Source organism: Nocardiopsis sp. FR4 (assembly GCF_009830945.1).
In the GTDB taxonomy this organism is placed as follows: domain Bacteria; phylum Actinomycetota; class Actinomycetes; order Streptosporangiales; family Streptosporangiaceae; genus Nocardiopsis.
This window is the reverse complement of sequence record NZ_VWVV01000039.1, coordinates 1-25930: the sequence shown is the minus strand read 5'-3', so window position 1 is coordinate 25930 and position 25930 is coordinate 1. Positions and strand designations below refer to the sequence as shown.

The following is a 25930-nucleotide window of genomic DNA, read 5'->3' as shown; positions in this document are numbered from 1 at the left end:
CTCCGCGTCCTGGAGCGGGGGGCCGGGCGGCGTGGAGTGAAACGTCAGCCGACGGGGGCGCACAGGGCCGTGGCGACGGCCGCGATGCCCTCTCCTCGTCCGGTGAGGCCCAGCCCGTCGGTCGTGGTCGCCGACACGCTCACGGGCGCTCCCACGATCCCGGAGAGGGTCTTCTCGGCCTCCGCCCGCCTCGGGGCGAACCTGGGCCGGTTGCTGATGATCTGGATGGCCACGTTGCCGACCTCGAAACCGGCCGCGCGCACGCGCGCGACGGTCTCGGTGAGCAGGGCGGCCCCGGAGGCGCCCTTCCAGCGCGGGTCCGAGGTGCCGAAGTTGGACCCGAGGTCCCCCAGCCCGCACGCCGACAACAGCGCGTCGCAGGCCGCGTGGGCGGCGACATCACCATCGGAATGACCGCTGACACCCTGTTCTCCCGGCCATTCCAAACCGGCGAGAAAAAGTGTGCGTTCAGGAGAAAACGGGTGGACGTCTGTTCCGACGCCCACCCGAGGCATTTTCGTCATGAATTACGTGATTCCCAGACCTGACTTCAGTTCGTGAGAACCTCGTCGAGGAGGGCTTCGGCCTTGTCCTCGTTGGTCTTTTCGGCGAGGGCGAGCTCGCTGACGAGGATCTGCCGGGCCTTGGCGAGCATCCGCTTCTCACCGGCGGACAGCCCGCGCTCCTTGTCCCGGCGCCACAGGTCCCGAACGACCTCGGCGACCTTGTTGACGTCGCCCGACGCCAGTTTCTCCAGGTTGGCCTTGTAGCGCCTGGACCAGTTGGTGGGCTCTTCGGTGTGCGGCGCGCGCAGCACCTCGAAGACCTTGTCCAGGCCCTCCTGCCCCACCACGTCACGAACCCCGACATCCTCGGCGTTGGCGGCGGGCACGCGCACCGTCAGATCGCCCTTGTCAACCCTCAGAACGAGGTAGGTTCTGTCCTCGCCCTTAATGGTGCGAGTCTCGATCGCTTCAATACGAGCAGCCCCATGATGGGGGTAGACAACAGTGTCGCCGACCTTGAAAGCCATGTGACAGGTACCCCTTCCGCTACCACAAGGATACCACGAATCTGTGACTTAACGTACCTATTAGGTTTGCGAACACGCAGGTCAGGCCACACTTTTTAGGGCTTGACAAAGTGTACCCGACGGTCGCCGCGTGCCTGGTCAGACCCTGCATGAGAGGGCTTGCGCGGCTTCGCCGCACGGCATCGCGAGGCCTTCCGCCGGGCGTTCTCGCGCGCGTCGACGTAGCGCTGGGTGTGGCGTATACCAGACCCCCGGGCGACCGATCTCACGTCGGCCCTCCCGGCCCGGAACGGGTCCCGGACGCCACCGTCCGGACCAGGCCCGAAACCGGCCGGTACGGCCCCGAACGGCGCGGGCCACCCCGCGGGGCGCCCCGCGCCGGGGCCGGGCCCCGACGCGGGGGCGGCTCCCGCCTCCGACCCGCGCGGTCAGCCCTCGGGGTCGTAATCCTCGCGCTTCTCGCCCGTCACCATGTAGACGAGGTTGTCGGCGACGTGCACCGCGTGGTCACCGAAGCGTTCGTAGAACCGGCCCACCAGGGTCACGTCCATGGTGGCCTCCACCCCGTACTCCCAGCCCGGGGAGAGGATGCGCTGCAGCAGCTTGCGCCGCAGCCGGTCCATCGTGTCGTCGTCCTTGTCCAGCTCCAGCGCGGTGTCCGGGTCCCGCTCGGTGATGACCTCGCCCGCCTTGGTCACCAGCAGTTCGGCCTGGTGCCCCATCTCCAGCACGATCGACCGCACCGGCTTGGGGATCGCCGAGTCCGGGTGGCGCCGCCGCGCGATCTTGGCCAGGTGGACGGCGTGGTCGCCCATCCGCTCCAGGTCACCGCGCATGTACAGAGAGGTGATGATGGTCCGCAGGTCGGAGGCGACGGGCTGCTGCCGCGCCATCAGGCTGAAGGCGGTGTCCTCGATCTCCTGGTCCAGGCGGTTGATCGCCTCGTCCCCGGAGATGACCTCCTGGGCCGCGTCCAGGTCACTGTCCAGCAGCGCAGTCGTGGCACGAGCGACGGCGTGCCGGGCGAGCCGGGTCATCTCGACCAGGCGTTCACTCAGGCTGTCAAGGTCCTCGTGGTAGGTATCGCGCATAGTGTCAATGCTCCCAGTGGTTGTTTGAAGGATCGGCCAAGAATTGGTGAACGGTGGAAGAACCTCGGTTGTGTCGCGTGCCCTGACCGGGTAAAGATCCAGTCCACACGTTTACGATCGAAACGTGCAAGGGGAACTTCTCGCCGCGGTAACCGGCATCATCGGGCTCGTCACGGGCGTCGTCATCGGCGTACTCGCGGGTTCCTTCTTCCGTACGGGCGCCGCCACGCGGCAGGCACCGGAGCCGCAGCGCCGCGACGGCGGCGCGCTTCCTCCGGGCATCGCCGAGGTCCTCTCCGCGCTCCCCTCCTCCGCCGTGGTGCTGGACCCCGCCGACAGGGTCCTGCGCGCCTCCTCCGCGGCACGCGCCTTCGGCATCGTCCGGGGCGAGGAGCTGGTGATAAACGAACTCCTGGCCCTGGCCCGGCAGGTGCGGCGCGACGGCGTCATCCGGGAGACCGACATCGAGGTGGCCGTGCGCAAGTTCGGCCCCGACGCCACGTCCTTCGCGGTTCGGGTGGCCCCCCTCGGCGGAACCGGCCTGGTGCTGGTCCTGGCCGAGGACCAGACCGAGCACCGGCGCGTGGAGGCCGTGCGCCGCGACTTCGTCGCCAACATCTCGCACGAGCTCAAGACCCCGGTCGGCGCCCTGTCACTGTTGGCCGAAACCGTACAGGACGCCAGCGACGACCCCGAGGCCGTGCGCCGCTTCACCGAGCGCATGCAGACCGAGGCCGCCCGGCTGACCGCCGTCATCCAGGACCTCATCACGCTCTCGCGGATCCAGGGCGCCGAACCGATGGCCGAACCCACCAGGGTCGACCTCGGCCCCGTGGTGGAGGAGGCGTTGGACGCGGTGCGGATGGCGGCGGACTCCAAGGGGATCGAACTGGTCAGCAGCGGCGCCGAGGGCGTCACGGTCCTGGGCGACGAGGGGCTGCTGGGCACCGCCCTGCGCAACCTGGTCGCCAACGCCGTGGCCTACAGCCCCAAGAACACCCGGGTCGCCGTGTCGGTCGGGGTGTCCAGGTCCAGCGTGGACATCAGCGTCGCCGACCAGGGCATCGGGATCCCGCAGCAGGACCTGGAGAGGATCTTCGAGCGGTTCTACCGTGTGGACGCCGCTCGGAGCCGGGCCACCGGAGGTACCGGGCTGGGCCTGGCGATCGTCAAGCACATCATGACCCACCACCGTGGAGAAGTGACCGTGTGGAGCAAAGAGGGGTCTGGGTCGACGTTCACTCTGCGTCTGCCCAGGACCGATAGCCGGGGACCCGAGGTCGCCCGGAACACCGACCGTCAGGAGGCGGCACAGTGACTCGTGTACTCGTTGTCGAGGACGAGGAATCCTACAGCGACGCCCTGTCGTACATGCTGCGCAAGGAGGGTTTCGAGGTCGCCGTGGCGCCCACCGGGACCGTGGCGCTGGAGACCTTCGACCGTACCGGGGCCGACCTGGTGCTCCTCGACCTGATGCTTCCCGGGCTCTCGGGCACCGAGGTGTGCCGCACCCTGCGGCAGAAGTCCAACGTTCCCGTGATCATGCTGACCGCCAAGGACTCCGAGATCGACAAGGTCGTCGGTCTGGAGCTCGGCGCCGACGACTACGTGACCAAGCCGTTCTCCTCCCGCGAGCTGGTGGCGCGGATCCGCGCGGTGCTGCGCCGCCGCGGCGAGGACGAGGTCGTGCTGCCCGCCGCCCTGGAGGCCGGTCCGGTCCGGATGGACGTGGAGCGGCACGTGGTGACGGTGCGCGGCGACAACGTGCAGCTTCCCCTGAAGGAGTTCGAGCTGCTGGAGGTGCTCCTGCGCAACGCCGGGCGGGTGCTCACCCGGATGCAGCTCATCGACCGCGTGTGGGGCGCCGACTACGTCGGTGACACCAAGACCCTCGACGTGCACGTCAAGCGGCTGCGCGCCAAGATCGAGGAGGACCCCAGCAACCCCAAGTACATCGTCACCGTGCGCGGCCTGGGCTACAAGTTCGAGCCCGTGACCGCGGACGTCTGACACGCACCCCTCCGGTCCCCGCCCCTCGCGCCTCCCGGGCGCGGCGGGCCGGGTCGGCGTTCCCGGCCCCGGGGCGGCCGGACCGCGGTCCGGTCCGGTGCCCGGCGGCCACGGGGCCGCGACGGCGGCGCCGCCGCGGTTCAGGCCTCCAGGATGACGGTGAACGGACCCTCGTTGGTGAGGGCGACCGACATCCTCGCCCCGAACACCCCCGTGGCGACCTCGGCCCCCAGCGCGCGCAGCTCCTTGACGACGGTGTCCACGAGCGGCTCGGCCACCGGGCCGGGCGCCGCCGCCTGCCACGTGGGCCGCCGCCCCTTGCGCGCGTCGCCGTAGAGCGTGAACTGGCTGACCACGAGCAGGGGCGCACCTGTGTCGGAGCACGACCGCTCGTCCTCCAGGATCCGCAGCGTCCACAGCTTCCGGGCGATCCTAGCCGCCTCCTCGGCGGTGTCGGTGTGGGTCACCCCCACCAGCGCCATCAGGCCGGGTTCGGTGATCCGCCCGACCACCTCGCCGTCCACCGTCACCGACGCGTGCGACACGCGTTGCACGACCGCGCGCATGGTCCCTCCCTCGTGTTGCCCTCGCGCCGGACGGCTCCGCCGCCCGGCCCTGCCAGCGGACGTTCCTACCTCCGCTGGAGCTGGTTGACCACCCGCAGCCGCCGGGCGTTGGCGATGATCCCGGTCAGGGTCACCACGAACGTGCTGATGGAGTCCGCGAAGTCCTCGATCCGCCACTCCCGCGGGCCCGTGTACCAGGCCAGGCCGTCACCGGTCAGCTCGTCGGGGGTCAGGTCGGTGAGCGCGGCCGAGGCCAGGATGTTAGCCCAGCGGTCGACGTCGTCGAAGATGACCGCGTACGGCAGGTAGCGCGAGTACAGCTCCACGCGCTGGCCCGGCGGCGCGGTGGCCGAGCGCTGGCTCAGCAGGTAGTCGCGGAAGCCCACCGTGTGCGCGTACACCGAGCTGCCCAGCGCGGTCTTGGCGGGCATGTACTGGGCTCCCGCCGTGACGGCGGCGCCCGCGATGACGACGGCCAGGCCGGTGAACGCCGCCGTGGTGAAGGCCGCGAGGAGACCGGTCAGCAGCACCCCCGCGGCCGTGACCGCCATCCCGGCGGTGCTCCAGCGCGTGCGCACCTGGCTGGGCGAGCGGGCGAACCACTTCAGCCGCACCATGTCCCGGTACAGCTCCTCGCGCACCCGGTCGATCCGGGCGGGGAAGTCGGGGCAGACCCCGGGCGAGCCGACCTGGGACAGGCGCACCGTCCGGCGCCCGCCGAACAGCGCGTCCAGCAGCATCCACTCGTAGGACAGGAGGGTGTCCTCGGCGGGACCGTCCAGGCGCACCAGGCGCCAGTCCACGGACGTGAAGCTCTCGTGGGGCAGTTCCTCCAGGCGGACGTAGCCGCGCACCGCCAGGTCGACCACGGCGCCGGTCAGGTCGGTGATGTCCACCGTCTCGTTGACGAGCGTGCCGATCTGGCCGGGGTGGACCCCGTCGGGAGGGGCGAACCTCAGGCGCCCCCGCTCCCCCTCGGCCACGGGCACGTGGTCACCGGCCCGGGCCTGCCTGCGCAGGGCCCGCTCGTCGCGGCCGCGGACGCGGATCAGCACCGCCAGACCGCCCACCAGCACCGCGAGGAGGAGGCCGAACACGCTGGCGGTGGCCGGGGTGACCGCGAAGGCGGAGACCAGCGACCAGCGTCGGGTGAGGATGGGCGCTCCCTCCGCGGTGCCCGGGGGGTAGTTGACCACGATGTCGAGCCGGTCCTCGGGGCCCATGTCGGCCTGCAGGAAGTGCGCCACCCCGGCCTCGGGGCCCATGTCCGACGCGGTGCAGTACATGGCGCTGCGCCGCTCGCCCGCCAGGCAGGACAGCGCCTCGGGCGGCAGCGGAGCGGTGACGGTCACGTTGGTGGACTGGACGGTGTGGCTGTAGGCGCCGACCGCCCGCCACTCCATCTGGACCCCCTGGGAGACCTCGCTGACGGTCCCGCCGACCCGGTAGGTGAGCACCACCCCGGCCGTGGCCGCGGTCGGGATGTCGACGAAGAGGGCGCCGTCCTCCTTGCGCAACCGCGCGTCGAGCGCCCGGCCCTCCAGGTCGGTGGCGCGGACCCCGCTGATCTCGAACTCCCGGTCGTAGTCGGTGTCGTACAGCATCGTCTCGGTGAGGGCCCGGGTGAAGACGGCCGGGGCGCCTCCGGAGAAGGTGATGGTCTCCTCGCCGCGCAGGACCCCCACGCGGTCGAGTTCGAGTCGGATGTCGTTGGTGACCACCGGTTCCGCGGCGAGGCGGGCAGCGGAACCGACGGGAGACACGCCCGGTACTGTGGGGGCCGGTGCCGCCACCGTCGCGGCGCGGGCCTCCCCCCTCGGCCACGCGACGACGAGGCCGGTGACCAGCGAGAAGAACACGAAGACGGCCGTCGCCAACGCGACGGCCGGGCGCCAGGAGCCAACCCACCACATGACGCGAGAGCCTATCCGGTCCCCCGGTGTCCCCGTCCTGCCGGGCACGGCGTCCGACGTCGTGCCCGGGTGCCTCCGGGAGCGGCCGTGGTGAGACGCAGACCCGCGCCGACCCCCGGGTTCTGGTCCGAGCAGCCCGGATTCTTCCAGCGTATGGGGCTCGGTGTGTCCCTGACACTGGGCACGGGCCTGGCCGCGGTGGCGATGACCGGTTTCCTCGGGATCTCGGCGATGCTGCCCTCCTCGGAGGCGTGGTCGCACCCGACCGCCTCCGGCGGGGGCGGTGCGGTGTCCACGGCCTCGGAGCAGCAGTCACTGGCCGGAAGCGGCCAACAGGACCCGCTGGGCGACAACCCGCTGTACCGGGTCGGTGAACTCGGCGAGGTGACCTGCCAGGTACCCGAGCTGGACCAGGAGGACCCCGCGTCGGTGGAGGCCTTCGTCCACGCGGTCGCCGACTGCCTGGACCAGGCCTGGAGCACCTACTTCGCCGAGGCCGGGATGGAGTTCGCCTCCCCCAACCGGGTGTACTGGTACGCCGCCGGTCACAGCCCCTGCGGGGCGTTCCCCACCGAGGGCACCGCGGCCTTCTACTGCCAGGCCAACCGGGGCCTGTACCTGGGGGTGGAGGACATCGTGGCGGCCTCCGGCGGCACCGACGAGCCGGAGGCGTACACGTTCCTGCTCAGCCACGAGTACGGGCACCACGTGCAGGGCCAGTCCCGCATCCTCGCCCGGTTCCACAGTGCGCGCGCGGGTGTGGACCAGGACAAGGCCGACGAACTGACCAGACGCAACGAACTCCAGGCCAACTGTTTAGGAGGGGTTTTCCTGGGCGCGGCGGACGAATCACTGGGGCTGGGCGGTCGCGGGCGCGAGAATATCCTCGACGACGTCGGGCTCCGGGCCGACCGGGGCGGCGACCACACGCACGGGTCGGTGGAGAACGGGCGCCTGTGGACGGCACACGGCATGGACCGCAGGGATCCGGCCGCGTGTGACACGTGGGACGCCCCCGAGGAGCTGGTGCGGTGACGGACGGGCGGATTCGGGTGTGGGGGCCGCTGGGCGCGGCCGGGTGGACGGCGACGACAGGGCGGGCGGACAGGGGTGTACGCAGGGTTCGGTGAGTCGCCGGCGTCCGCGGCGCGCCGCGCCGACCGGCGGGCGTTCGGTCTGGTGACCGCCCTCGTGGTGGTCCTCCTGGTGTTGGCCCTGCTGTCGTGGACCACGGCTGAGGGCCACGACCCCGGTTCCGGCGCGTCCGTGGACGGCGCGGCCTCCGGCACCGGCCCCGGCTCCGACGACAAGCCCGGCCAGAGCGCCCCGGACTGGGCCGGCGGGCAGGGCCAGCCGGGTCTGTCGGAGCGGTTCGGGCAGCCCGAGCGGCCGGCGGGGCACACGGCGCTGGTGGCCAACCCGCTGTACGAGACCGGCCGCCTGAGCCCGCGCCCGTGCCCGGTGCCCGGGCTGGACGTCGACGATCCGGCGTCGATGGAGGCGTTCCTGAACACGGTCGCGGACTGCCTGGACGACGCCTGGCGTACCCAGTTCGAGCGCGCCGGCATCCCCTTCACGCCGCCGGAGCGGGTGTTCTGGGAGGAGCCCGGGGTGAGCCCCTGCCGCCCCTACCCGTCGCGGGCGGGCGCCTTCTACTGCCGGGCGAGCACGAGCATCTACATCGGCACCTCGGACGTGGTGCGGAAGTGGAACGCCGCCGCGGACAGCGTGGTGTACGCGTCCCTGCTGGCCCACGAGTACGCGCACCACGTCCAGGGGGAGTCGGGCCTGCTGGAGTACTACCACGAGCAGCGCCAGCTGGAGACGGACGCGCTGAAGCGCAACGCCTGGACGCGGCGCAGCGAACTACAGGCCAACTGCCTGGCGGGGGCGTTCCTGGGGTCGGTCCGGGTGAGCTACCCGCTGGACGGGGACGACCTGGACGCCCTGCTGTCGGACGCCGCGGCCACCGCCGACCGGCCCGGCGGCCCGGCGGAGGACCGCACGCACGGTTCGGCGGACAACAGCGTCCTGTGGACCCGCGAGGGCTGGGAGCTGCAGACCCCGGGGGCGTGCAACACCTGGGACGTGGCCGACGAGTCCCTGGTCGGCTGACCGTACCGACGGGAGGGGTCCGTCGGCCCCGGACACCGTTGTGCACAGGTTTGATCGAGTGCTGCCGTCCGGGCACGGAGCGTGGCAGGATGCTGGATATGTCGGACCTCGCCGAATCCCTCCCCGCACACGGACCTGACCCGACCGCCTCCGCTCCCGGTTCCTTCCCCCCGTCCCCCTACCCCGCCGCCACCGGGAACCGCACGGCCCCGTCCGGGCCGGATGAGCGCTCCGGCCCCGCCCGTCACCGCGTGGAACTCCGCGTCCACGGCGTCAGCGGTGGACAGGCCGAGGAACTGCTGGACGTGGAGCCGGCGATGCGGGTGGGCGGCGACGGTCTGGCGGGCTTCTTCCGCTGGCGGCGTGAGCCCGACACCGAGACCGTCCCGGGGGTGCGCCGGGAGATCTTCGCCTGGGGCAACCTCACCTCCGGGAGCTCATCCCGGGCCCTGTGGCTCCTGCTGCTGCCCTTCATGCTCGTCAACGTGGCCTACTGGATGCGTCCGGGGCGCATGGACCGCCAGCCCACCGGGGTCCGGCTGCTGGCCAACAACGCCTACGGCGCGGGGGTGCGGCTGATGGCGCTCTCCCTGACCGTGCTCATCACCCTGGCCGCGGCCGGGGTGGGCATGGACCTGGTGGCCTGGCAGTGCGCCGCCGGGCAGGGCGGGGCGTGCGTGCGGGCGCTCCCCTGGATGGCCTTCCTGGCCTCCCCCTCCTCGGTGCTGTCCGCGACCGGACCGGCCCTGGTCACGGGAGCGGTGGTGCCCGTGACCGTGGTCCTGGTGCTGTGGCGGCTGTCCCGGCGCACCGCCGCCGAGTACGAGGTCGTCTCCAGCCCGGTGCCGCCCCGGCCCAGCGACGCGGCCCCGCTGAGCCACGCCGACTTCTGGCGCAACAGCGAGACCATGGGACGGCTGCGCTCGGCGCACATCGCGGTGGCTCTGGGCACGGTCGCCGCGCTGCTGCTCCTGCCCGCGCTCCGGTACGACCTGGCGGGAGCCGCTCCGCTCCGGCTCCCCGACGGCCCCGGCCCGTGGGTCGCCGGAGCGGTGCTGGCCGCGCTGCTGGCGGGGGTGGTCGCGACGAGCTCGGTCAGCGTGCTGGTCCCGGGCGGAGACCCGCGCTGGAACGCCCGCGCCGACCTCGTCTGCCGCCTGCTGCGCGACGCCGCCCTGGTCCTGGGGGCGGCGGTGGTGGCCTACACGCTGTGGCCCCGCCCCGGGTGGACGGCCAGCGGGCGCCTGCCCGGCAACGGCGCGATCCTCAACACCCTGTTCTCGGTCCAGGTGGCCCTGGCCTTGGTGATGCTGGTGGCCGCCCTGGCGCTGTACTCCCTGGACCGCGCGCACCCGGACACGGCGATGGGCGGCATGGCCGGTCCGGCCACGGCCTCCCTGGGCGCCCTGCTGGGCGGCGGGTTCTCGGCCGCGATCGTCTACCAGGGGTCGCTGCTGCTGAGCGGCTGCGGCTCGCTGTCCGCACCGGGGGCGGACTGCCTGCCGTTGACGGTCCCGACCGCCTACTCGTGGCTTCAGCTGGCGTTCGTCCTGGAGGCGGGTATCGCGCTGGCCGCGGTGGTGCTGCTCGCCCTGGTGCTGCGCCGCGGCACGCGAGCCCACCTGGACGGGGTCACCGAGGACTACAAGCGCAGTGTGCGCGACCGCCGGACCTGGGAGATCGCGCGGGCTCGGGCGGCGGGCCGGATGACCGAGGTGCTGCCGTCCGTGCTGGCGGCCTTCCTGCTCCCGGTGGTGGCGTTGGGCGCGCTGGCGCTGTACTCGTTCCTGTCCGGGGGCCCGGCGGCCGGTCCGGCCTCGGCGGCGACCGCCGTGTCCAGCGAGGTGCGGGGGCTGCCGCAGGGGACCGTGTCGGGGCTGATCGGCGTCGGCTCGCTGCTGGGCGGCGCCGCCCTGGTGGCGGTGGCGTGGATCGGACGCAGCGCCTACCGCGACCGTCCCACCCGGCAGGCTGTGGGCGCGGTGTGGGACGTGGGGACGTTCTGGCCGCGGGCGGCGCATCCGCTGGCGCCGCCCTCCTACGCGGAACGGGCGGTACCGCAGCTGTCGGCCCGGGTGGCGCTGATGTGCCGGGAGGGCACGGACGTGGTGCTGTCGGGCCACTCGCAGGGCTCCGTGCTGGCCGCGGCCACGGTGTGGCAGCTGCCCACCGACTGCCTGGGGCAGATCGCCCTGATCACGCACGGCTCCCCGCTGGACCGCCTGTACGCGCGTTACTTCCCGGCCTACTTCGGTCCGGAGCCCTTCGCCGACCTGCGGGAGCGGGTGACCGCGTGGCGCAACCTGTGGCGGACCACCGACGCGATCGCCGGGCCGGTGCGGATGCGCGACGCCTCCGACGGGGCCACGCGCCCCGTGCGGGAGGCCGCACCGCTGCCCGACCCGCGTTCCTACGACGCCCCGCCGGGCGAGGCCCGACGGCCGCCAGTCCTGGGCCACTCCCACTACACGGGCGACCCCGCCTACTCCGAGGCGCTGCGGGAGGTCCTCCGGACGATGCGGGAGGAGGAGCCGGCACTCGGGCGGGCCGCCACGGGATGAGCCCGGAGCGGGCCTACCAGGGGCCGTAGGGGCCGTTGTTGCTGTTGCCGCCCACGCCCTTGACCGCCGGACGCACGTCGAGCAGGAAGACGAGGGTGGCGACCAGTCCGAGGATGACGAACATCCCCCGGCCGGAGAACACCGCCAGCAGGGACAGACCGGTGGCCAGCCCGGTGAGGACGACCCACAGCTTCTTGGTCTGCTTGTCCATCAGCTCGAACGCCGCCGCCGGCGTGCGGACCGCCTCGATCAGGGCGTACAGACTGGCCACGAAGGTGACCAGGTAGATGGCCTGCCAGATCAGGTAGAACACAACACACTCCCGACGACGCTTCGAGCGGGGGTTCCGCCCGCTCCCCACCGTAAACGGACCACGGGCACCGATCGTGCCCGAGGGGGCGCGGATCACACCCGCGCCGCCTTGCGGCGGCGCACGGGGCCGGGACGGCCCGGGACCGCGGGCGGAGGGGGCCCGGGGCCGTTCGGGTCACAGGGGGATGTGCCAGAGGCAGGTGACCGTGGCCAGGAGGAAGGCGGAGCCGCCCATGATGAAGGCCCCCGCGTGGTAGGAGAGCTCGTCGTCGGGGCGCAGGAGGCGGTTGACCCGCCGCATCACGCCGGGCTCGGCCTCGGGGACCGCGGCCATCGCCCCCGCGGGGACCGGCGCCGGTCCGGCCGCGCCGAAGCGCAGCAGCGCCATGGCCAGCTCACGCGAGGAGCTCTTGCGGCGGGCCTGGTCGTCGGCGCACATCTCGATGAGCAGGGCGACGCTCTCGTAGTAGGTGCGCACCAGCCGGACCCGCGGGAAGGCCCGCTTGAGGGAGGAGAACGGCAGCAGCACGAGGTCGTGGCGCTGGCGCAGGTGGGCCCGCTCGTGGGCCAGGACGGCCGCCAGTTCCCGGTTGTCGAGCACCGCGAGGGCGCCGGCGCTGATGACCACCTGCGAGCGCAGGACGCCGGGCAGGCAGTACGCGGCGGCGGCCGGGTGGTCGACCACGCGCGCTCCGGGGACGTCGGGGTGGTCGCTGGCGACGAGTTCGAGCAGGTCGTGGTGGCGCCGGCGGACGCGGACGACGTGGACGAAGGAGGAGACCAGGCCGTAGAAGAGCACGAGGGTCAGCACGACCGCCAGGACCACGGCGGCGATGTGCACGACGCCCTGGAATCCCTGGGAGAGTTCGGCCAGCAGCAGTTGGCCGGTGAGGATGTCGGAGGCCAGGGCCATGACGCCCCCCGCCGCTCCGAGCTGGTAGGAGGAGAGACCGAAGGCCAGCAGCGCGCCGATCGTGGACACGCCCCACGCCAGGCCGAGCGCCTGCCAGGTGATCACGGCGGTGTAGGGGCCCCGGGAGGGCCACTTGGCCCGGTGCAGGGCCTCCATGGCGGTGAGGCAGCAGACCGCGACGAGGGTGAGAAGTGCGGCACTGACCATACGGGCTAGTTCCTTGGCTGCTCGATTTCCGCGAGTGCGCGCCGGAGCGCTTCAGCCTGCTCGCCGTCCATGGACTGGACGAAGGCGGCCAGGGCTGCGTCGCGGTCCCCTGTCTGTCCGAGCGCGTCGAACATCAACTCGGAGACGTATGCCTCGCGGCTGGCTGCCGGGCGGTAACGCCACGCACGACCCTCACGTGCCCGGGCGACGACCTTCTTCTTGGCGAGCCTGTCGAGCACGGTCATGACGGTCGTGTGCGCCAGGTCGCGTTCGGCGAGTGCCTTACCGACCTCACGAACCGTCATGGGTTCGTTCCGTGCCCACAGTACATCCATCACCGCGCGTTCAAGTTCGCCAAGCCGATTCATGCCTTTGAGTCTACTGGCGGTCGTACTACGGACTGTCGTACCCCCAGGTTAAATCCTCATCACCTGCGGGACAAGGGATAACGCCTCCCAGGTGAGACGAATCCGAACACCGCCGGAGGGGACGGCGGCCCGGCCGGAGGCGCTCCCGGTGCTCGGACTCACGTGGTGGTGCGCGCGGAGGGACCGCCCGGATCCGCGTCGCCGGTCCCTGCCGGCCCCCGCGCCCGGGTGCGATACTGCCGCCAGGCACCGGCAAGGAAGGACCCCATGGGCTCCCCCAACCTCTCCCGGATCAGCGTGGTCCGGGGCGACATCACCGAGCAGAGCGTCGACGCGATCGTCAACGCCGCCAACAGCTCCCTGCTGGGCGGCGGCGGTGTCGACGGCGCCATCCACCGCAGGGGCGGCCCGTCGATCCTGGAGGAGTGCAAAAAACTGCGCGCGGGGCACTACGGAGGCGGCCTGCCCGTCGGTGCCGCGGTGGCGACCACCGCCGGGAGGCTGCCCGCCCGGTGGGTGATCCACACGGTCGGCCCGGTCTACAGCGCCACCGAGGACCGCAGATCCCTGTTGGTCTCCTGCTACGGCGAGTCCCTGCGGGTGGCCCACGAGCTGGGCGCGGAGTCCATCGCCTTCCCGGCGATCTCCGCGGGTACCTACCGGTGGCCGGTCGAGGACGCCGCCCGCGTCGCGGCCTGGGCGATCCGCTCGGCTCAGCTGCGTGTGCCCGAGATCCGCGTGGTGCTGTACAACGACGTCGCCTTCCGGGCCTTCGAGAGGGCCTTCGCCCAGCCCTGACCCCGCCGGTCCCGGCCTGGCGCCCCGCCCCGGGGTCCCGGATCAACGGCCGGGGTCGGCGATGGGCGGCGGGTAGTTCGGCGGGTGCTCCTCGTGCCAGGGCGTGTGCGCCCTGGCCCCCCTCCAGGCCGGCCAGCTCCGGCACGTAGCGGCGGACGTAGGAGCCGTCGGGGTCGAACCTGCGGGCCTGGCGCAGCGGGTTGAACGACCGGTTGGGCCGGGTGTCGTTGCCGGTGCCCGCCACCCACTGCCAGTCGCCGGAGTCGTCGGCGACGTCCCCGTCCACGAGGAGGGCGTGGAAGTGGTCGGCCCCGCGCGGCCAGCGCGACCTCCAGCGGTGACAGGCAGCCCAGGCGCAGGTCGGCGGACAGGCACACCCGGCCCCGGCGCCGGGGCCGGATCGCGCCAGGTGTGCGCCTCCCACGCCCTCCAGCAGGGCGTGAACACCTTGTCGTGGTCCCCCTTGGCGGGGGTGATCTCCCCGGGCGGGATGACGGTGAGGCCGGGGAAGGAGCGCACCCCCAGGCCCGTATCGCGCAGGCGGCGAGCACGGCGGGCGGCCAGGGAGCTGACGCCTCCGGTGAGGTGCACGGTGTCGGCGCCGGTCTCCTCGGCCAGCGCGGTGACCCGCTCGACCGTGCCGCCCCGGAGCAGAAGGAGGTCGCCGCCGCGGTCGCGCAGGGCTGACCGCAGGTCGGCGAGGGCCCCGGTGAGCAGGACGAGGCGGTTGCGCGAGGAGCGCCCCGCCACCGCGGGGTCCAGGACGAGCACCGGCAGGACCGGCCCGGAGCGCTCGGTGGCCGCGGACGGAGCCGGGTGGTCGTGGACGCGGAGGCCCTGGGTGAACAGCACGATGGCGGGCGTCGCCAAGCTGGACTTCCTCACTTCCCGTGTCTGTGTGAACACTTAGATCCCCTGGGGAAAAGCCGGTGCCGGGGCCGGTGGCCGGGTAGGAAGGACACATGACCACACGTCTCCCACCTGCGCCGACCACCGGGGTCCGTCCCCGGATCGGGGTGTCCAGCTGCCTGCTCGGTGCCCCCGTGCGCTACAACGGCGGACACTCGCGCTCGCGCTTCCTCACCGACGAGCTCGACCACCACGTGGACTGGCTGCCGGTCTGCCCGGAGGCGGAGATCGGCCTCGGCGTTCCGCGCCCGACCCTGCGGCTGCAGCGGAGGGAGGACGGTGACCGGGTGGTCTCCAGCGCGGACGGGGCCGACCACTCCGACGACCTGGCCCGTACCGCCGACCGCCACCTGGAGCAGCTGCGCCGCCTGGACGGGTACGTGCTCAAGAACAAGTCGCCCAGCTGCGGCCTGTTCGCCCTGCCCGTGTTCAACCGGAACGGCGACCGGGTGGACGGCAGGGGCCGCGGGGCCTTCGCCCGGCGGCTCACCGAACTGCTGCCCGCCCTGCCCGTGGAGGAGCAGGGCCGCCTGATGGACCCGGTGCTGCGCGAACTGTTCGTGGAGCGCGTGTTCGCGCACGCCCGGCTGCGGCGGCTGTGGGAGTCGCCGTGGCGGCCGCGCGACCTGGTGGCACTGCACACCCGGCACAAGCTCCAGCTGATGTCGCACTCCCCGGAGGGCTACCGGGAGACGGGGCGGATCGCGGCGCGGGCGGGGGTGGACGAGCCCGAGGAGCTGCGGGCCCGCTACACCGAGGCGTTCCACCGGGCGATGGAGGTGCGGCCGAGCCGGGGCAAGCACGTCAACGCCCTGCAGCACGCCTTCGGCATGCTGAGCCCGCTGCTGGACGACACGCGCAGGCACGACCTGCTCGCGGCGATCGACGACTACCGCAGGGAACAGGCCCCGCTGAGCCTGCCGGTGGCGCTGCTGCGCCACCACTGCGCGGCCGAGGACGTCGAGTGGGCGCGCGAGCAGACCTATCTGCGCCCCTACCCGGACGAACTGCGCCTGCGGCACGCGGTCGCGGTCTGAGCGGGTTCCCCGCGGCCGCACCCACGGAGGGAGCCGCCGGGGGGAGGGTTTCGGACGATCGGGCGCGGAAGGGCGGTTCGAGGGCGCATCGCGGACACTCAAACTATACGGTCGACTACAGCAAGTGATATTCCCTGGTTCTCGACCGGACTCCGGTGACCCGACCCTGAGGTTTCGGTGTGTTCGCGACTTTCTCCAGACGAGCCGTCGTGCTCGTCTCCTCCTGCGTGGTCGTCACGGCCGCGGCGGCGCTCGCCGCGGTACCCCCCGAGGGGCTGGCGGAGCGGATCGGCCGCCACCTCGACCTGTTCGACGCCGAACCGCACCTGACCCACAGTGAGCTGCGCCTCCCTCCGGAGCGGGGGGCGCCAGCGCCCCTGCCCCATCCCGGCCAGGTGGCCGTGTGCGAGGAGCCCGGCAGAGACGAGGTCGTCACCCTGCCCGACCCGGGCGCCCCCGACGGCGGCCGGCCCCTGTGGATCCGCCGCCCGCCCGGACCCGACAGCGCCGACCTGCCCGTGCTCTACCTGCTGCACGGTTCCGCCTCCACGCACGAGACCCTCATGGACGAGGGCGTCGGCGAACTCCTGGACCGGGAGATGTGCCGGTCGGGGGTGGAGTTCGTCGTCGCCGCCCCGCACGGACAGGAGCGCTGGGGCACCACCACCGAGTGGGGTGACGCCGCGCACGGGCGGTTCGCGCTGGAGAGCTTCGTCACCGGACCGGCGGTGGAGGCGGTCGAGGGGGAGCACGTGCGCCCGCGAGCGCTGCGCGCCGTGGGCGGCTTCTCCATGGGCGGCTACGGCGCGGCGGCGCTGGCGCTGCGCAACCCCGGCCTCTACTCGCAGGTGGCCTCCTGGGCCGGGTACTTCCGCGTGGACGACCCGCACGGCACCTTCGGCGGCGACACCGCACCCCACTCCCCCGACCTGCTGCTGGGGGCGGCGGACGTGCGCGACATCAGGTTCGTCCTGGTGGAGGGCACCGACGACCACACCCCGTTGCAGCGGGGGAGCATCCACGGGGAGGCCGCGCGGTTCGCCGCACTGCTGGACGAGCGCGGTATGACGGTCACCACTCTCCACCCGCGCGGGGGCCACGACTTCGCGACGTGGCGGCGCTCCTTCCCCGACACCGTCGACTTCCTGGTGTCCGGCTGGACCTCTACACCCTAGAGGGAGGCGGCGTCAACGCCCGCCCCTCGAACAGATCGGTGGGGAACAGTGTGTACCTTCGTCGCTGTTGACGACAGCGGCTGTACACGCGACCTGAAGGGACCCCTCCGGTGTCCGGAATCGTTCCCGTGGGAGAACAGGCGGCGGTCCCCGACCGGGTGGCGACCGTCAGCCTGCACACCTCCCCGCTCGACCAGCCCGGCACCGGAGACGCCGGGGGCATGAACGTGTACGTGGTCGAGGTGGCCCGGCGCATGGCCGAGCGCGGCGTGGCCGTGGACGTGTTCACCCGGGCGGCCAGCCCCGACCTCCCCCCGGTGGTGGAACTCGCCCCCGGGGTGAACGTGCGCCACGTGCCCGCCGGACCCTACGGCCACCTGGACAAGAACGCCCTCGCCGAGCACCTGTGCCCGTTCATCTTCGGGATGCTGCGGGCCGAGGCCCAGGGCGAGCCCGGCCACTACGGCCTCGTGCACGGCCACTACTGGCTCTCCGGCCAGGCCGGTGTGGTGGCCGCGCGGCGCTGGGGCGTACCGCTGGTGCAGTCCATGCACACCATGGCGCGCGTGAAGAACGCCGCCCTGGCGGAGGGGGACGAGCCCGAACCCGAGGCGCGGGTGCGCGGGGAGGACCAGCTGGTCCGCCAGGCCGACCGGCTGATCGCCAACACCGAGGACGAGGCCCGTCAGCTGCGCGACCACTACGGCGCCCGTGACAACCAGATCAGCGTCATCCCACCGGGTGTGGACCTGGAGGTGTTCACCCCCGGCTCCCGACGGGACGCGCTGGCCGGGATCGGACTGCCCCCCGACGCCGAACTGCTGCTGTTCGTGGGGCGCGTGCAGCGGCTGAAGGCTCCGGACGTGCTCATCCGCGCCGCCGCACGGCTGCTGGAGCGCGACCCCGCGCTGCGCTCGCGCCTGGTGGTGGCTGTGGTCGGGGGCCTGTCCGGCGCGGGCAGACGCGAGCCCGGGCTGCTCGCCGACCTGGCCGACTCCCTGGGGGTGTCGGACGTGGTGCGGATCGAGCCGCCGCAGAGCCGGGAGCGGCTGGCCGACTACTACCGCGCGGCCACCGCCACCGTGGTCCCGTCCTACTCGGAGTCGTTCGGGCTGGTGGCGGTGGAGTCACAGGCCTGCGGCACCCCGGTGGTGGCCGCCCGCGTGGGCGGGCTGACCACGGCGGTGGCGGACGGCGTGTCCGGGATCCTGGTGCGGGGGCACGACCCGGACGACTACGCGGCCGTGCTGCACCGCATGATCGCCGAACCGGCGTGGCGGGCGAGACTGGCGATGGCGGCCCCCCGGCACGCCGCCACCCTGGGCTGGTCGCGTACCGTCGACCAACTGCTGGACGTGTACCGGGCGAGTACCGCCCCCCGCGCGCTGCCGATGGCCGCGTGCCGGTGACCGAGGAGGGATGTGCGAGTGGGTAGGGAAGCGGCCCGCGCCGCCGCGGCCGAGGCGATCACCACCGCCGTGGCCGAGTCCGGCCTGGAGCTGGAGCGCCCCCGTGAGGGGTCGTTCCTGGTCACGCTGCCGGGGAAGGCCAAGCTCAAGACCCTGGTGTGGCTGGAGGTGGGGCCGCACAGCCTCACCCTGACGTCGTTCTTCTGCCGGCAGCCGGACGAGAACCACGCCGACTTCTACCTCTGGCTGATGCGCCGGAGCGCGGACATGTACGGGATGGCGTTCGTGGCGGACGAGGTGGGTGACGTCTACATCCGTGGGCGCCTGCCGCTGGAGGGGGTCACCCCGGAGGAGGTCGACCGCCTATTGGGCTGTGTGCTCACCTACTCGGACGAGAACTTCAACGGGGCGCTGGAGCGCGGTTTCGCCTCGGCGATCCGCAAGGAGTGGCACTGGCGGGCCGAGCGGGGCCATGACATGCGCAACCTGAGGGCCTTCGCCCACCTGGTGGATTCCCCCGACGCCCCCTAGGAGTTCCGGGTGGCCTCACGGGCGCGGCGGCCGGGTGGCTAGGCTTGCCCCCATGGGAACTCTGGTACTGCTGCGACACGGTGAGAGTGTCTGGAACGCGAAGGGCCTGTTCACCGGTTGGGTGGACGTCGACCTCTCCGCGACGGGTGAGGAGGAGGCCCGCCGGGGCGGTGAGCTGCTCAAGGAGGCCGGTGTCCGCCCGGACGTGGTCTACACCTCTCTGCTCAAGCGCGCCATCCGCACCGCGAACCTGGCGCTGGAGACCGCCGACCTGCACTGGCTGCCGGTCGAGCGCACCTGGCGTCTGAACGAGCGCCACTACGGCGCCCTGCAGGGCAAGGACAAGGCGCAGACGCGCGAGGAGTACGGCGACGAGCAGTTCATGATCTGGCGCCGCTCCTACGACACCCCGCCGCCGCCGATCGCCGACGACGACACCTACTCGCAGTTCGGCGACGCCCGCTACGCGGAGCTCCCGCCGGAGCTGCTGCCCCGCACCGAGTGCCTCAAGGACGTGCTGGAGCGCGCCCTGCCGTACTGGTACGACGCGATCGTCCCGGACCTGGCCGCGGGCAAGACCGTGCTGGTCGCGGCGCACGGCAACTCGCTGCGCGCCCTGGTCAAGCACCTGGACGGCGTCAGCGACGCCGACATCGCCGGACTGAACATCCCGACGGGCATCCCGCTGCGCTACGACCTGGACGAGGACTTCAAGCCGACCAACCCCGGTGGCACCTACCTCGACCCGGAGGCCGCCGAGGCCGCCATCGAGGCCGTCGCCAACCAGGGCAAGAAGTAGCCGCCACACCCGTTCCCGTGCCCGCGCCGCCGTCGGCGGCGCGGGCACCGTCGTGTCCGGGGCCGGGAGCCGTCCCGTCCGCGCGCGGGGCGGCGGGGTCAGCTCAGGGCGGCGACCGCGGCCGTTCCGCTCCCGATGTGCAGGACCGCGTCGGCCGCGTCGAGTGTGTCCTGGTCCAGGGGGAAGTAGCCCTGTTGAGGGTTGGTGTCGGTGCGGGTGCGGGCGGGTCCGGCCTCGGTGGCGGCCACCAGGCCCCACGCGGTGACCCGGCGCCCCAGGAGGCCCTCGTGGGTGTCCGGATCCGGTTCGCCGAGCCCGAGGGCCTCGCTGCGGCCCAGGCTCCCGGCGACGAAGGCGTACTCCTCCTGCGACAGCGACGTGACGATCTCCCCGGCACCGGCCCAGGCCGTGTCCATGTCCGCCACGCGCATGGTGCTCGTCCCCCGACGCAGGTGGAGGTTGTGCGCGCAGACCAGCGTCGCGCCCCGCCGCGCCTCCTCCCCCCGGAGGTCGAGGAGGTTCTGGGCCATGAGCGCGTCCCGGCTCGCGAGCAGGCCGGTCATCCGGGCGCTCCGTTCCAGGGGCACCGCCGCCTGCCGGTGGTAGCGCAGCAGGCCGCGACCGGCGGTGAGGTGCGTCCGGGCCCGCAGCCAGTCGGCGCGCGAGGTCGCCGCGACCAGCTCCGGTGCGCGCGTGTACAGGGCGGTGAGCATGTCGTCGGCGATCACGCGCAGCCGCTCCGCCCCGGCCGTGGCCCCGGGCGACATCGCCGGGTCCAGGACCGCCTCCTCGCTGCTCCACCGGTCGTCGGCGCCGGCGGGGCCGCTGAGGTCGAGGTCCAGGCCCAGGTAGGCGCGGACGTGTTCGAGGTAGGGCCGCGGGCTGGGCGCGCTGGTGTTCTCCGTGGGGGTGTCGAAACCGTGGAGGGCCAGCCGCTCCCCGGGAGGAAGGTCCTGGTTGCGCTCACGCATCCACGCGACCAGTTGGCGGTTGGCGTCCAGTCCTCCGAAGCCGTGGGAGAAGCCCTCGCGCATCACCGCGTCGAGGGTTCCCGCTCCCCCCTGCACGAAGTCGTTCACGCTGAGCGCGGCCACGCGGTCGGTCTCCAGCGCGATCGACCGGAAGCCCCGGTCCACCAGCCGGACGAACAACGCGTTGCGCACCCAGCCGAAGGCCGGTTCGCGGTGCGCCGGCTCGCCGAGCGCGAGCAGGTCACATGACGGGCGAAGGATGTCCTGTATGTCCTGGGTCATGAGCCTTTATCGTATCCTTGAAAATGCGGTTGAGACTTTAGAGCCCCTGACCGCCCTTTCATCCCGGAAAGCTTCAAACAGGGAGTGAACCTGCGCCCCTCCGACCTCGCCCGTGGGCACGGCATCTCGACCCAGGCGGTCCGCAACTACGAGCGGGCCGGTGTCCTCCCGCCCTCCGAGCGCACACCGAGCGGCTACCGGATCTACACCGGGGTACACGCGGCGGCGCTGCGCGCCTACCTCTCCCTCATCCCGGCCCACGGGCACGCGGCCAGCGGACAGATCATGACCGCGGTCCACGAGGACCGGCTCGACGACGCCCTGGTGGTCATCGACCGCGGCCACGAGCAGCTGCTCCGCGACCGGGGGACCCTGGAGGCGGTGCGTGCGGCGGTGGAGCACCTGGCGGAGGAGGGGGACACCGCCGCGGACCCGTCCACGGGCACAGGCGGCCGGACCGTCGGCGAACTCGCGCACCGGCTCGGCGTCACCCCGGCGACCCTCCGCAACTGGGAGGAGGCCGGGATCCTGCGCCCGGCGCGGGACCCGCAGACCGGGTACCGCCTCTTCCGGGCGGCCGACGTCCGCGACGCCGAACTCGCCCACCTGCTCAGGCGCGGCGGGTACCCGCTGGAGCACATCCGCACCGTGGTCGACCAGGTCCGGACGGCGGGCGGCACCGGCGCGCTGTCCGCCTCGCTGGAGGAGTGGCGGCGGAGGCTGACCGCGCGGGGCCTGGCCATGCTCGACGCGGCCACCCGGCTCAGCCGGTACCTGGAACTGACCGGCCGCACCGGAGCCGGGGGGACCGGGGGCTCGCGGCCCGCGGAGGGCGGACCGCCGGGCCCTCAGTAGACGAGGGCCTGCGCGCCGTCCTGGACGGCCTCCTCGACGAAGGTGGGCGCCCCGGCGATGCGCACCCCGGCGATCAGGTCGTCCTGTCCCAGGTCGCGGCGGGCGGCGCACTGGGTGCACACCGTCACCCGGCCCGCGGCGAGCACCGCGTCGAGCAGATCCTTGAGGGGGGCGGCGTGCGGCAGGGAGAAGCCCTCGGCACGACCCGGGACCGCGAACCAGGCCGACTCGCCGGTCAGCCACAGCGAGACGCCGACCCCGCTGGCCAGTGCCGTCGCGGCCACCGTGAAGGCCTGGTTGCACCGCTCGGGGTCGTCCTCCCCGGCGGTGACCTTGATCACCAGTGAACGGGACATGGCCGCCAGCCTACTCAGAGCGCGGCGGCGGTGAGGACGCAGCCCGCCAGGGCGCAGACGGCCAGGGACGCGGTGAGGACCAGGGCCTCGACCCGGCGCGGGGGGACGCGCGCGGGCTGCCCGCCGTTCTCGACGGCGAGTGCGCCGTCCTCGGAGGCGGCCAGGACCACGCGGCCGTCACGCACCTGGACCCGGCCGGTGACGCGCACCCGGGTACCGGACCGGATCACCCACTCACGGTACTCGAACTCGATGGTCTCGCCGCGGAAGACACCCGAGATGCGGCCCCGCACCCGCGGCAGCAGGTCGTCGGCCGGGGAGGCCACGCCCTGCTGGGGGCGTCCGACCAGGCGCTTCAGGCACAGCTCGGCCTCCCGGGGCCGGACACCGCGCGGATCGACGAAGACACGGTCGCGGTCGCCCCGCCGGCCCTCGGCCACGATGCCGAACAGCTCCTCGGAGCCGTAGTCGGCGATGGAGTCACAGGCCCGCTCGCGTACCACGCCCTCCTGGGGGTCGCGGCTGAGCGGCCGGTAGTGGCGCAGCACCTCGTGGCCGTGCCAGACGCACTCCGTCCCGGCCAGGCCGGAGCTGAGGGGGCCGTCGGGGCCGGGCGCGGCCATGCCGGTGAGCGTGACGCGCTGACCCCGGTGTGCGGCCAGGGCGCCCGGCCGCAGCTGGGCCAGACCGCGCTGGCGCAACCAGCGCCGCAGGGCGAGCACGGTCAGGGGAAGCAGGACCACCGCGGCCACGAGCAGCGCCGAACCGATCACCAGTAACACAGGCCGCCCCTTTGGAAAGTGCGTGAGGTCTTACGAGAACGGCTGGCTCGTCTCCCCGGGGCCACACCGCGTCGCTGACCATCTTTACCAGTTCTCCGGGAAAGCGGGGCCAATTGGGCATGTCCAGACCGGGGCGCACGAGTGGCGGTCGCCACGTGCTCCCGCGGGTGGTCACCGCCACCCCCGGGCGCCGCTACGCTCGTGGACTATGGACGCTGAGGTACACCCGGATCTGGCGAAACTGTCCTTCCTGCTCGGCCGCTGGGAGGGCGTGGGAGTCGCTGGCTACGCCGACGTGGAGGAGTTCCAGTTCGGCCAGGAGATCGAGTTCGCCCGGAGGGCGGACCTGCCGTACCTGGCCTTCACCAGCAGGGCCTGGCGGATGACGCCGGAGGGCACGCCGGGTGAGCTGGTCGCCGAGGAGTCGGGGTACTGGCGTGTGCGCCCGGAGTCCGACGCGCAGAAGCGGGACCAGGACGAGCCGGTCGTGCACCTGGAGGCGCTGATCTCCCACCCCGAGGGCTTCACCGAGGTCTACCTGGGGAACGTGTTCGCCCACCGGGTGGAGATGTCCACCGACGCGGTGGTGCACACCGAGACCGGGATCGACGCGACGGCCTCGCACCGGCTGTATGGCCTGTTCGGCGACAACCGGGAGACGCTGGGATACGCCTGGGATCTGGCCGCGCGCGGCCACAGCCTGCGCTCGTACATGTCCGCGCAGCTCAAGAGGGTCGACGCCGCCTAATCGGGGCCGGGTCCGGGCACGGACAGACCCCGGGCTCCTTCCCGCCGCGGGGGCGGGGCCGGTCGGACGAGTCCGGCAGCCCGGGGTCCGGGTGTCCGTTGTGGATTCGCTGCGAACGACATCGCGCGAACGCGTGTGTCGTCCTAGCGGACGGCCACCTCGCCAGTCCTGAGATCAACCATCTGTCGGACCACCTCCTTTCCTGCGTGCCCCTGACAGTACGTCCCCTGCCGGACGTGGGGCAAATGCTTTTTCTGTGCGCGAAACCGCAGGTGGGAGCAGGGTTTTCGAGCTTGCCCCCGGGGCGGCTAGTCTCGGCGGTATGACTTCGCCGCTGCTGAGCACACCGGGCGCCGTGAGCGCCGAGTCCCCCGACTCGGAGGTCGCCGCGCACTACGGGGATCCCTCGCACGAGGGCCGCGCCATCGAACGTTCGAGCGCGTGGGTCGACCGGAGCAACCGGGGGGTGGTACGGGTGTCCGGGCCCGACCGCCTGGGCTGGCTCAACGACCTCACCAGCCAGCTGACCCAGGGCCTGGCCCCGGGGACCGCCACCGAGGCGCTGGTCCTGGACACCCGGGGCCACCTGAGGCACCACCTGTCCCTGGTGGACGACGGCGAGGCCACCTGGATCCACACCGAGCCCGGGGGCGGGGCCGAACTGGCGGCGTTCCTGGACTCGATGCGCTTCATGCTGCGCGTGGAGGTCGAGGACCTCGGCGACTCCCGCGCGATCCTGACCGTGCTCGGACCCGACCGCGCCGCGGTGATCGGGCGGGCCGCCCTCGGCGACGTGCCCGTACGGGCGGCCGAGGGCGAGAGCGACCTGTTCCTGCCCGCCGGGCGCCTCTCCGAGGCCGCCGAGGCGCTCACGGCGGCCGGGGCGCGCCCGGCCGGGATGTGGGCTTATGAGGCGAACCGGATCGCCGAACACCGGGTGCGCCCGGGCCTGGACACCGACGACCGCACGATTCCGCACGAGGTCGACTGGGTGAACCGGGCGGTGCACCTGGAGAAGGGCTGCTACCCCGGGCAGGAGACGGTGGCGCGGGTGCACAACCTGGGCCGTCCGCCGCGCCGCCTGGTGATGCTGCACCTGGACGGCACCGTCGAGCGGCTGCCGCAGGTGGGCGCCGCGATCGAACTGGAGGGGCGCCCGGTGGGGCGGGTGGGCACGTCGGCCCGCCACCACGAGCTGGGGCCGATCGCACTGGGTGTGGTCAAGCGCGCGGCGCCGACCGACGCCGACTTGGTGGTGGACGGCATCGCCGCCGGCCAGGAGGTCGTGGTGGACCCGGACACGGGGGCCAACGCGCAGATCGACCTGCGCCGCCGTCCGCGCTGAGGGTCCGCGGCCCCGCGTCACTCGGCCGGTTCGAGAACCGACCGCCCGCCGACCCTGACCTCGGCGAACTCGGTGCCCTCCGGGGCGAGGAAGACGATGTGCGTGGTGACGGTCTCACCGGGGTTGATGTCGTCCCAGAAGTAGTCCCAGGCCACCACGTACTCGGCGTCGGTGTCGTTGGCGTACTCCAGGCCGTCGGTGGTCAGGCCGAGGGTGCCGTAGGTGTCGAAGAACGCCGGTCCCGTGCCCTGGTTGGTGACGTTGATCCGGTAGACGTGGTACTCCATGCCCTCGGGAGCGGTCTCGGAGGTGTACACGCCGTCGGTGATGGTGGTGTCGGTGTGGGCGGTCTCGACCTCCACGAGGAAGACGCCGAACTCGGTGGAGGCCCCGTTGTAGGCCTCCGGTGGGACGGGCTGGGGACGCGGTCCCGCCTCGTCCTGCGCGGTCGCCGGCGGGTCGCGCGGAGGGGAGGGTGAGGGCTCGGGCTCCCGGCCGCCCCCGGGCCCGGGGTTCCCGTTCTCCTGCTGCGCGACCACCCGGATCTCGGAGACCGGGAGGTTCACCAGCGCGACGACCAGGGCCAGGCAGCCCGCCACCGCCAGGAACACGGCGACGGGGATGGCCAGGGCTCGCGCGGGGGAGCCCCTCCGGGGAGAGGACGGCGGACGCGGACCACGGGTACTCATATCCGTGTGACGCACGCCATATGTGGTTCATTCCGGTGGAGCACGGTTTTTACCCGCCCGCGCGGTCGGGCACGCCGTGGGGCCCGGCCGCTCCCCGCGGCCGGGCCCCACGACGGAGCGGCGGCGCCGGGGGGCACGCGCGTGGCGCGGGGGCG

At 72.8% G+C, this 25930-nt stretch carries 26 protein-coding genes and 1 pseudogene; 14 read left to right on the top strand and 13 right to left on the bottom strand.

The annotated features are described in order from the left end of the window. Positions 1-44: 44 nt before the first annotated feature. The 3 genes from ispF to phoU all read right to left on the bottom strand — a co-directional run bounded on the left by ispF (position 45) and on the right by phoU (position 2124). Positions 45-515 (bottom strand): 2-C-methyl-D-erythritol 2,4-cyclodiphosphate synthase, encoded by a 471-nt coding sequence (ispF, locus tag FYW95_RS25540; protein WP_201295040.1) that lies wholly within the window; start codon positions 513-515, stop codon positions 45-47. A 35-nt stretch (positions 516-550) separates the two neighbouring features. Beyond that, positions 551-1033, bottom strand: a complete 483-nt coding sequence (locus tag FYW95_RS25535; protein WP_026129182.1) for a CarD family transcriptional regulator — start codon at positions 1031-1033, stop codon at positions 551-553. Positions 1034-1461: 428 nt separating this feature from the next. Further along, the gene (phoU, locus tag FYW95_RS25530) at positions 1462-2124 is read right to left on the bottom strand and encodes a phosphate signaling complex protein PhoU (RefSeq protein WP_159944531.1); all 663 of its coding nucleotides are present in this window, start codon (positions 2122-2124) and stop codon (positions 1462-1464) included. A 124-nt stretch (positions 2125-2248) separates the two neighbouring features. On the opposite strand from phoU, the gene FYW95_RS25525 reads away from it, so the two are divergent. Both FYW95_RS25525 and FYW95_RS25520 read left to right on the top strand, forming a co-directional pair. Continuing rightward, complete coding sequence (locus tag FYW95_RS25525) at positions 2249-3442, top strand: sensor histidine kinase (RefSeq protein WP_159944532.1); 1194 nt, start codon at positions 2249-2251, stop codon at positions 3440-3442. Further along, positions 3439-4134, top strand: coding sequence for a response regulator transcription factor (locus FYW95_RS25520; protein WP_159944533.1), 696 nt, complete (start codon positions 3439-3441; stop codon positions 4132-4134). The genes FYW95_RS25525 and FYW95_RS25520 overlap by 4 nt, the downstream gene beginning before the upstream one ends. Before the next feature lie 140 nt (positions 4135-4274). Here the strand turns inward: FYW95_RS25520 and dtd are convergent, their stop codons facing one another. Together dtd and FYW95_RS25510 are read right to left on the bottom strand one after the other, a co-directional pair. Further along, complete coding sequence (dtd, locus tag FYW95_RS25515) at positions 4275-4700, bottom strand: D-aminoacyl-tRNA deacylase (protein ID WP_159944534.1); 426 nt, start codon at positions 4698-4700, stop codon at positions 4275-4277. 65 nt (positions 4701-4765) lie between these two features. Next, positions 4766-6613 carry a DUF2207 domain-containing protein gene (locus tag FYW95_RS25510; protein WP_159944535.1) on the bottom strand — a complete coding sequence of 616 codons (1848 nt, stop codon included), beginning with the start codon at positions 6611-6613 and terminating at the stop codon, positions 4766-4768. Between the two features lie 153 nt (positions 6614-6766). Between FYW95_RS25510 and FYW95_RS25505 the strand changes: the two genes are divergently transcribed. From FYW95_RS25505 to FYW95_RS25495, 3 genes are all read left to right on the top strand, one after another. Continuing rightward, positions 6767-7648, top strand: coding sequence for a neutral zinc metallopeptidase (locus tag FYW95_RS25505; RefSeq protein ID WP_159944554.1), 882 nt, complete (start codon positions 6767-6769; stop codon positions 7646-7648). A 75-nt stretch (positions 7649-7723) separates the two neighbouring features. Next, positions 7724-8728, top strand: coding sequence for a neutral zinc metallopeptidase (locus tag FYW95_RS25500; protein WP_160050921.1), 1005 nt, complete (start codon positions 7724-7726; stop codon positions 8726-8728). Positions 8729-8826: 98 nt separating this feature from the next. Beyond that, positions 8827-11289, top strand: coding sequence for a hypothetical protein (locus FYW95_RS25495; protein ID WP_159944555.1), 2463 nt, complete (start codon positions 8827-8829; stop codon positions 11287-11289). 13 nt (positions 11290-11302) lie between these two features. Here the strand turns inward: FYW95_RS25495 and FYW95_RS25490 are convergent, their stop codons facing one another. From FYW95_RS25490 to FYW95_RS25480, 3 genes are all read right to left on the bottom strand, one after another. Further along, positions 11303-11602, bottom strand: a complete 300-nt coding sequence (locus FYW95_RS25490) for a DUF2516 family protein (RefSeq protein ID WP_159944537.1) — start codon at positions 11600-11602, stop codon at positions 11303-11305. 174 nt (positions 11603-11776) lie between these two features. Further along, positions 11777-12721 (bottom strand): M56 family metallopeptidase, encoded by a 945-nt coding sequence (locus FYW95_RS25485; RefSeq protein WP_159944538.1) that lies wholly within the window; start codon positions 12719-12721, stop codon positions 11777-11779. Between the two features lie 5 nt (positions 12722-12726). After that, a complete protein-coding gene (locus tag FYW95_RS25480; protein ID WP_159944539.1) occupies positions 12727-13089 on the bottom strand; it encodes a BlaI/MecI/CopY family transcriptional regulator in 363 nt (120 codons plus the stop codon). A gap of 267 nt (positions 13090-13356) precedes the next feature. Between FYW95_RS25480 and FYW95_RS25475 the strand changes: the two genes are divergently transcribed. Continuing rightward, positions 13357-13887: an O-acetyl-ADP-ribose deacetylase gene (locus FYW95_RS25475; RefSeq protein ID WP_159944540.1), complete on the top strand. Its 531-nt coding sequence runs from the start codon at positions 13357-13359 to the stop codon at positions 13885-13887. 42 nt (positions 13888-13929) lie between these two features. Here FYW95_RS25475 and FYW95_RS25470 read toward each other — a convergent pair. Further along, positions 13930-14757, bottom strand: a pseudogene (locus FYW95_RS25470) (deoxyribodipyrimidine photo-lyase). 92 nt (positions 14758-14849) lie between these two features. On the opposite strand from FYW95_RS25470, the gene FYW95_RS25465 reads away from it, so the two are divergent. The 5 genes from FYW95_RS25465 (at position 14850) to FYW95_RS25445 (ending at position 19747) form a co-directional block, all read left to right on the top strand. Further along, positions 14850-15833: a YbgA family protein gene (locus FYW95_RS25465; protein WP_159944541.1), complete on the top strand. Its 984-nt coding sequence runs from the start codon at positions 14850-14852 to the stop codon at positions 15831-15833. A 179-nt stretch (positions 15834-16012) separates the two neighbouring features. Beyond that, on the top strand, positions 16013-17008 hold the full coding sequence (locus FYW95_RS25460; protein ID WP_159944542.1) for an alpha/beta hydrolase: 996 nt from the start codon (positions 16013-16015) through the stop codon (positions 17006-17008). A 110-nt stretch (positions 17009-17118) separates the two neighbouring features. Continuing rightward, positions 17119-18417: a D-inositol-3-phosphate glycosyltransferase gene (gene mshA, locus FYW95_RS25455; RefSeq protein WP_159944543.1), complete on the top strand. Its 1299-nt coding sequence runs from the start codon at positions 17119-17121 to the stop codon at positions 18415-18417. Between the two features lie 18 nt (positions 18418-18435). After that, entirely contained in the window at positions 18436-18948 is a 513-nt protein-coding gene (locus FYW95_RS25450; protein WP_159944544.1) for a YbjN domain-containing protein, read from the top strand. 52 nt (positions 18949-19000) lie between these two features. Next, positions 19001-19747 carry a phosphoglyceromutase gene (locus FYW95_RS25445; RefSeq protein ID WP_159944545.1) on the top strand — a complete coding sequence of 249 codons (747 nt, stop codon included), beginning with the start codon at positions 19001-19003 and terminating at the stop codon, positions 19745-19747. A 98-nt stretch (positions 19748-19845) separates the two neighbouring features. On the opposite strand, the gene FYW95_RS25440 is transcribed toward FYW95_RS25445, so the two are convergent. Next, positions 19846-21000: an erythromycin esterase family protein gene (locus FYW95_RS25440; RefSeq protein ID WP_160050920.1), complete on the bottom strand. Its 1155-nt coding sequence runs from the start codon at positions 20998-21000 to the stop codon at positions 19846-19848. 90 nt (positions 21001-21090) lie between these two features. On the opposite strand from FYW95_RS25440, the gene FYW95_RS25435 reads away from it, so the two are divergent. Next, positions 21091-21855, top strand: coding sequence for a TioE family transcriptional regulator (locus FYW95_RS25435; RefSeq protein WP_159944556.1), 765 nt, complete (start codon positions 21091-21093; stop codon positions 21853-21855). Here the strand turns inward: FYW95_RS25435 and FYW95_RS25430 are convergent. Both FYW95_RS25430 and FYW95_RS25425 read right to left on the bottom strand, forming a co-directional pair. Continuing rightward, positions 21849-22211, bottom strand: a complete 363-nt coding sequence (locus FYW95_RS25430; RefSeq protein ID WP_159944547.1) for a DsrE family protein — start codon at positions 22209-22211, stop codon at positions 21849-21851. The genes FYW95_RS25435 and FYW95_RS25430 overlap by 7 nt on opposite strands. A 14-nt stretch (positions 22212-22225) precedes the next feature. Beyond that, the gene (locus FYW95_RS25425; protein WP_159944548.1) at positions 22226-22993 is read right to left on the bottom strand and encodes a hypothetical protein; all 768 of its coding nucleotides are present in this window, start codon (positions 22991-22993) and stop codon (positions 22226-22228) included. Positions 22994-23201: 208 nt separating this feature from the next. Here FYW95_RS25425 and FYW95_RS25420 point away from each other — a divergent pair, with 208 nt between their 5' ends. Beyond that, the gene (locus FYW95_RS25420) at positions 23202-23741 is read left to right on the top strand and encodes a nitrobindin family protein (protein ID WP_159944549.1); all 540 of its coding nucleotides are present in this window, start codon (positions 23202-23204) and stop codon (positions 23739-23741) included. A gap of 322 nt (positions 23742-24063) precedes the next feature. Beyond that, entirely contained in the window at positions 24064-25086 is a 1023-nt protein-coding gene (locus FYW95_RS25415) for a CAF17-like 4Fe-4S cluster assembly/insertion protein YgfZ (protein ID WP_159944550.1), read from the top strand. Between the two features lie 17 nt (positions 25087-25103). Here FYW95_RS25415 and FYW95_RS25410 read toward each other — a convergent pair whose 3' ends face one another. Then, a complete protein-coding gene (locus FYW95_RS25410) occupies positions 25104-25775 on the bottom strand; it encodes a DUF4352 domain-containing protein (RefSeq protein WP_236572306.1) in 672 nt (223 codons plus the stop codon). Positions 25776-25930 lie beyond the last annotated feature (155 nt).

Coding starts and splice junctions, on each gene's coding strand:
- FYW95_RS25495 (WP_159944555.1), top strand. CDS start 8,827: ATGTCGGACCTCGCCGAATCCCTCCCCGCACACGGACCTGACCCGACC.
- ispF (WP_201295040.1), bottom strand. CDS start 515: ATGCCTCGGGTGGGCGTCGGAACAGACGTCCACCCGTTTTCTCCTGAA.
- FYW95_RS25420 (WP_159944549.1), top strand. CDS start 23,202: ATGGACGCTGAGGTACACCCGGATCTGGCGAAACTGTCCTTCCTGCTC.
- FYW95_RS25535 (WP_026129182.1), bottom strand. CDS start 1,033: ATGGCTTTCAAGGTCGGCGACACTGTTGTCTACCCCCATCATGGGGCT.
- dtd (WP_159944534.1), bottom strand. CDS start 4,700: ATGCGCGCGGTCGTGCAACGCGTGTCGCACGCGTCGGTGACGGTGGAC.
- FYW95_RS25410 (WP_236572306.1), bottom strand. CDS start 25,775: ATGAGTACCCGTGGTCCGCGTCCGCCGTCCTCTCCCCGGAGGGGCTCC.
- FYW95_RS25445 (WP_159944545.1), top strand. CDS start 19,001: ATGGGAACTCTGGTACTGCTGCGACACGGTGAGAGTGTCTGGAACGCG.
- FYW95_RS25415 (WP_159944550.1), top strand. CDS start 24,064: ATGACTTCGCCGCTGCTGAGCACACCGGGCGCCGTGAGCGCCGAGTCC.
- FYW95_RS25475 (WP_159944540.1), top strand. CDS start 13,357: ATGGGCTCCCCCAACCTCTCCCGGATCAGCGTGGTCCGGGGCGACATC.
- FYW95_RS25505 (WP_159944554.1), top strand. CDS start 6,767: ATGGGGCTCGGTGTGTCCCTGACACTGGGCACGGGCCTGGCCGCGGTG.
- phoU (WP_159944531.1), bottom strand. CDS start 2,124: ATGCGCGATACCTACCACGAGGACCTTGACAGCCTGAGTGAACGCCTG.
- FYW95_RS25510 (WP_159944535.1), bottom strand. CDS start 6,613: ATGTGGTGGGTTGGCTCCTGGCGCCCGGCCGTCGCGTTGGCGACGGCC.
- FYW95_RS25485 (WP_159944538.1), bottom strand. CDS start 12,721: ATGGTCAGTGCCGCACTTCTCACCCTCGTCGCGGTCTGCTGCCTCACC.
- FYW95_RS25440 (WP_160050920.1), bottom strand. CDS start 21,000: ATGACCCAGGACATACAGGACATCCTTCGCCCGTCATGTGACCTGCTC.
- FYW95_RS25480 (WP_159944539.1), bottom strand. CDS start 13,089: ATGAATCGGCTTGGCGAACTTGAACGCGCGGTGATGGATGTACTGTGG.
- FYW95_RS25430 (WP_159944547.1), bottom strand. CDS start 22,211: ATGTCCCGTTCACTGGTGATCAAGGTCACCGCCGGGGAGGACGACCCC.
- FYW95_RS25465 (WP_159944541.1), top strand. CDS start 14,850: ATGACCACACGTCTCCCACCTGCGCCGACCACCGGGGTCCGTCCCCGG.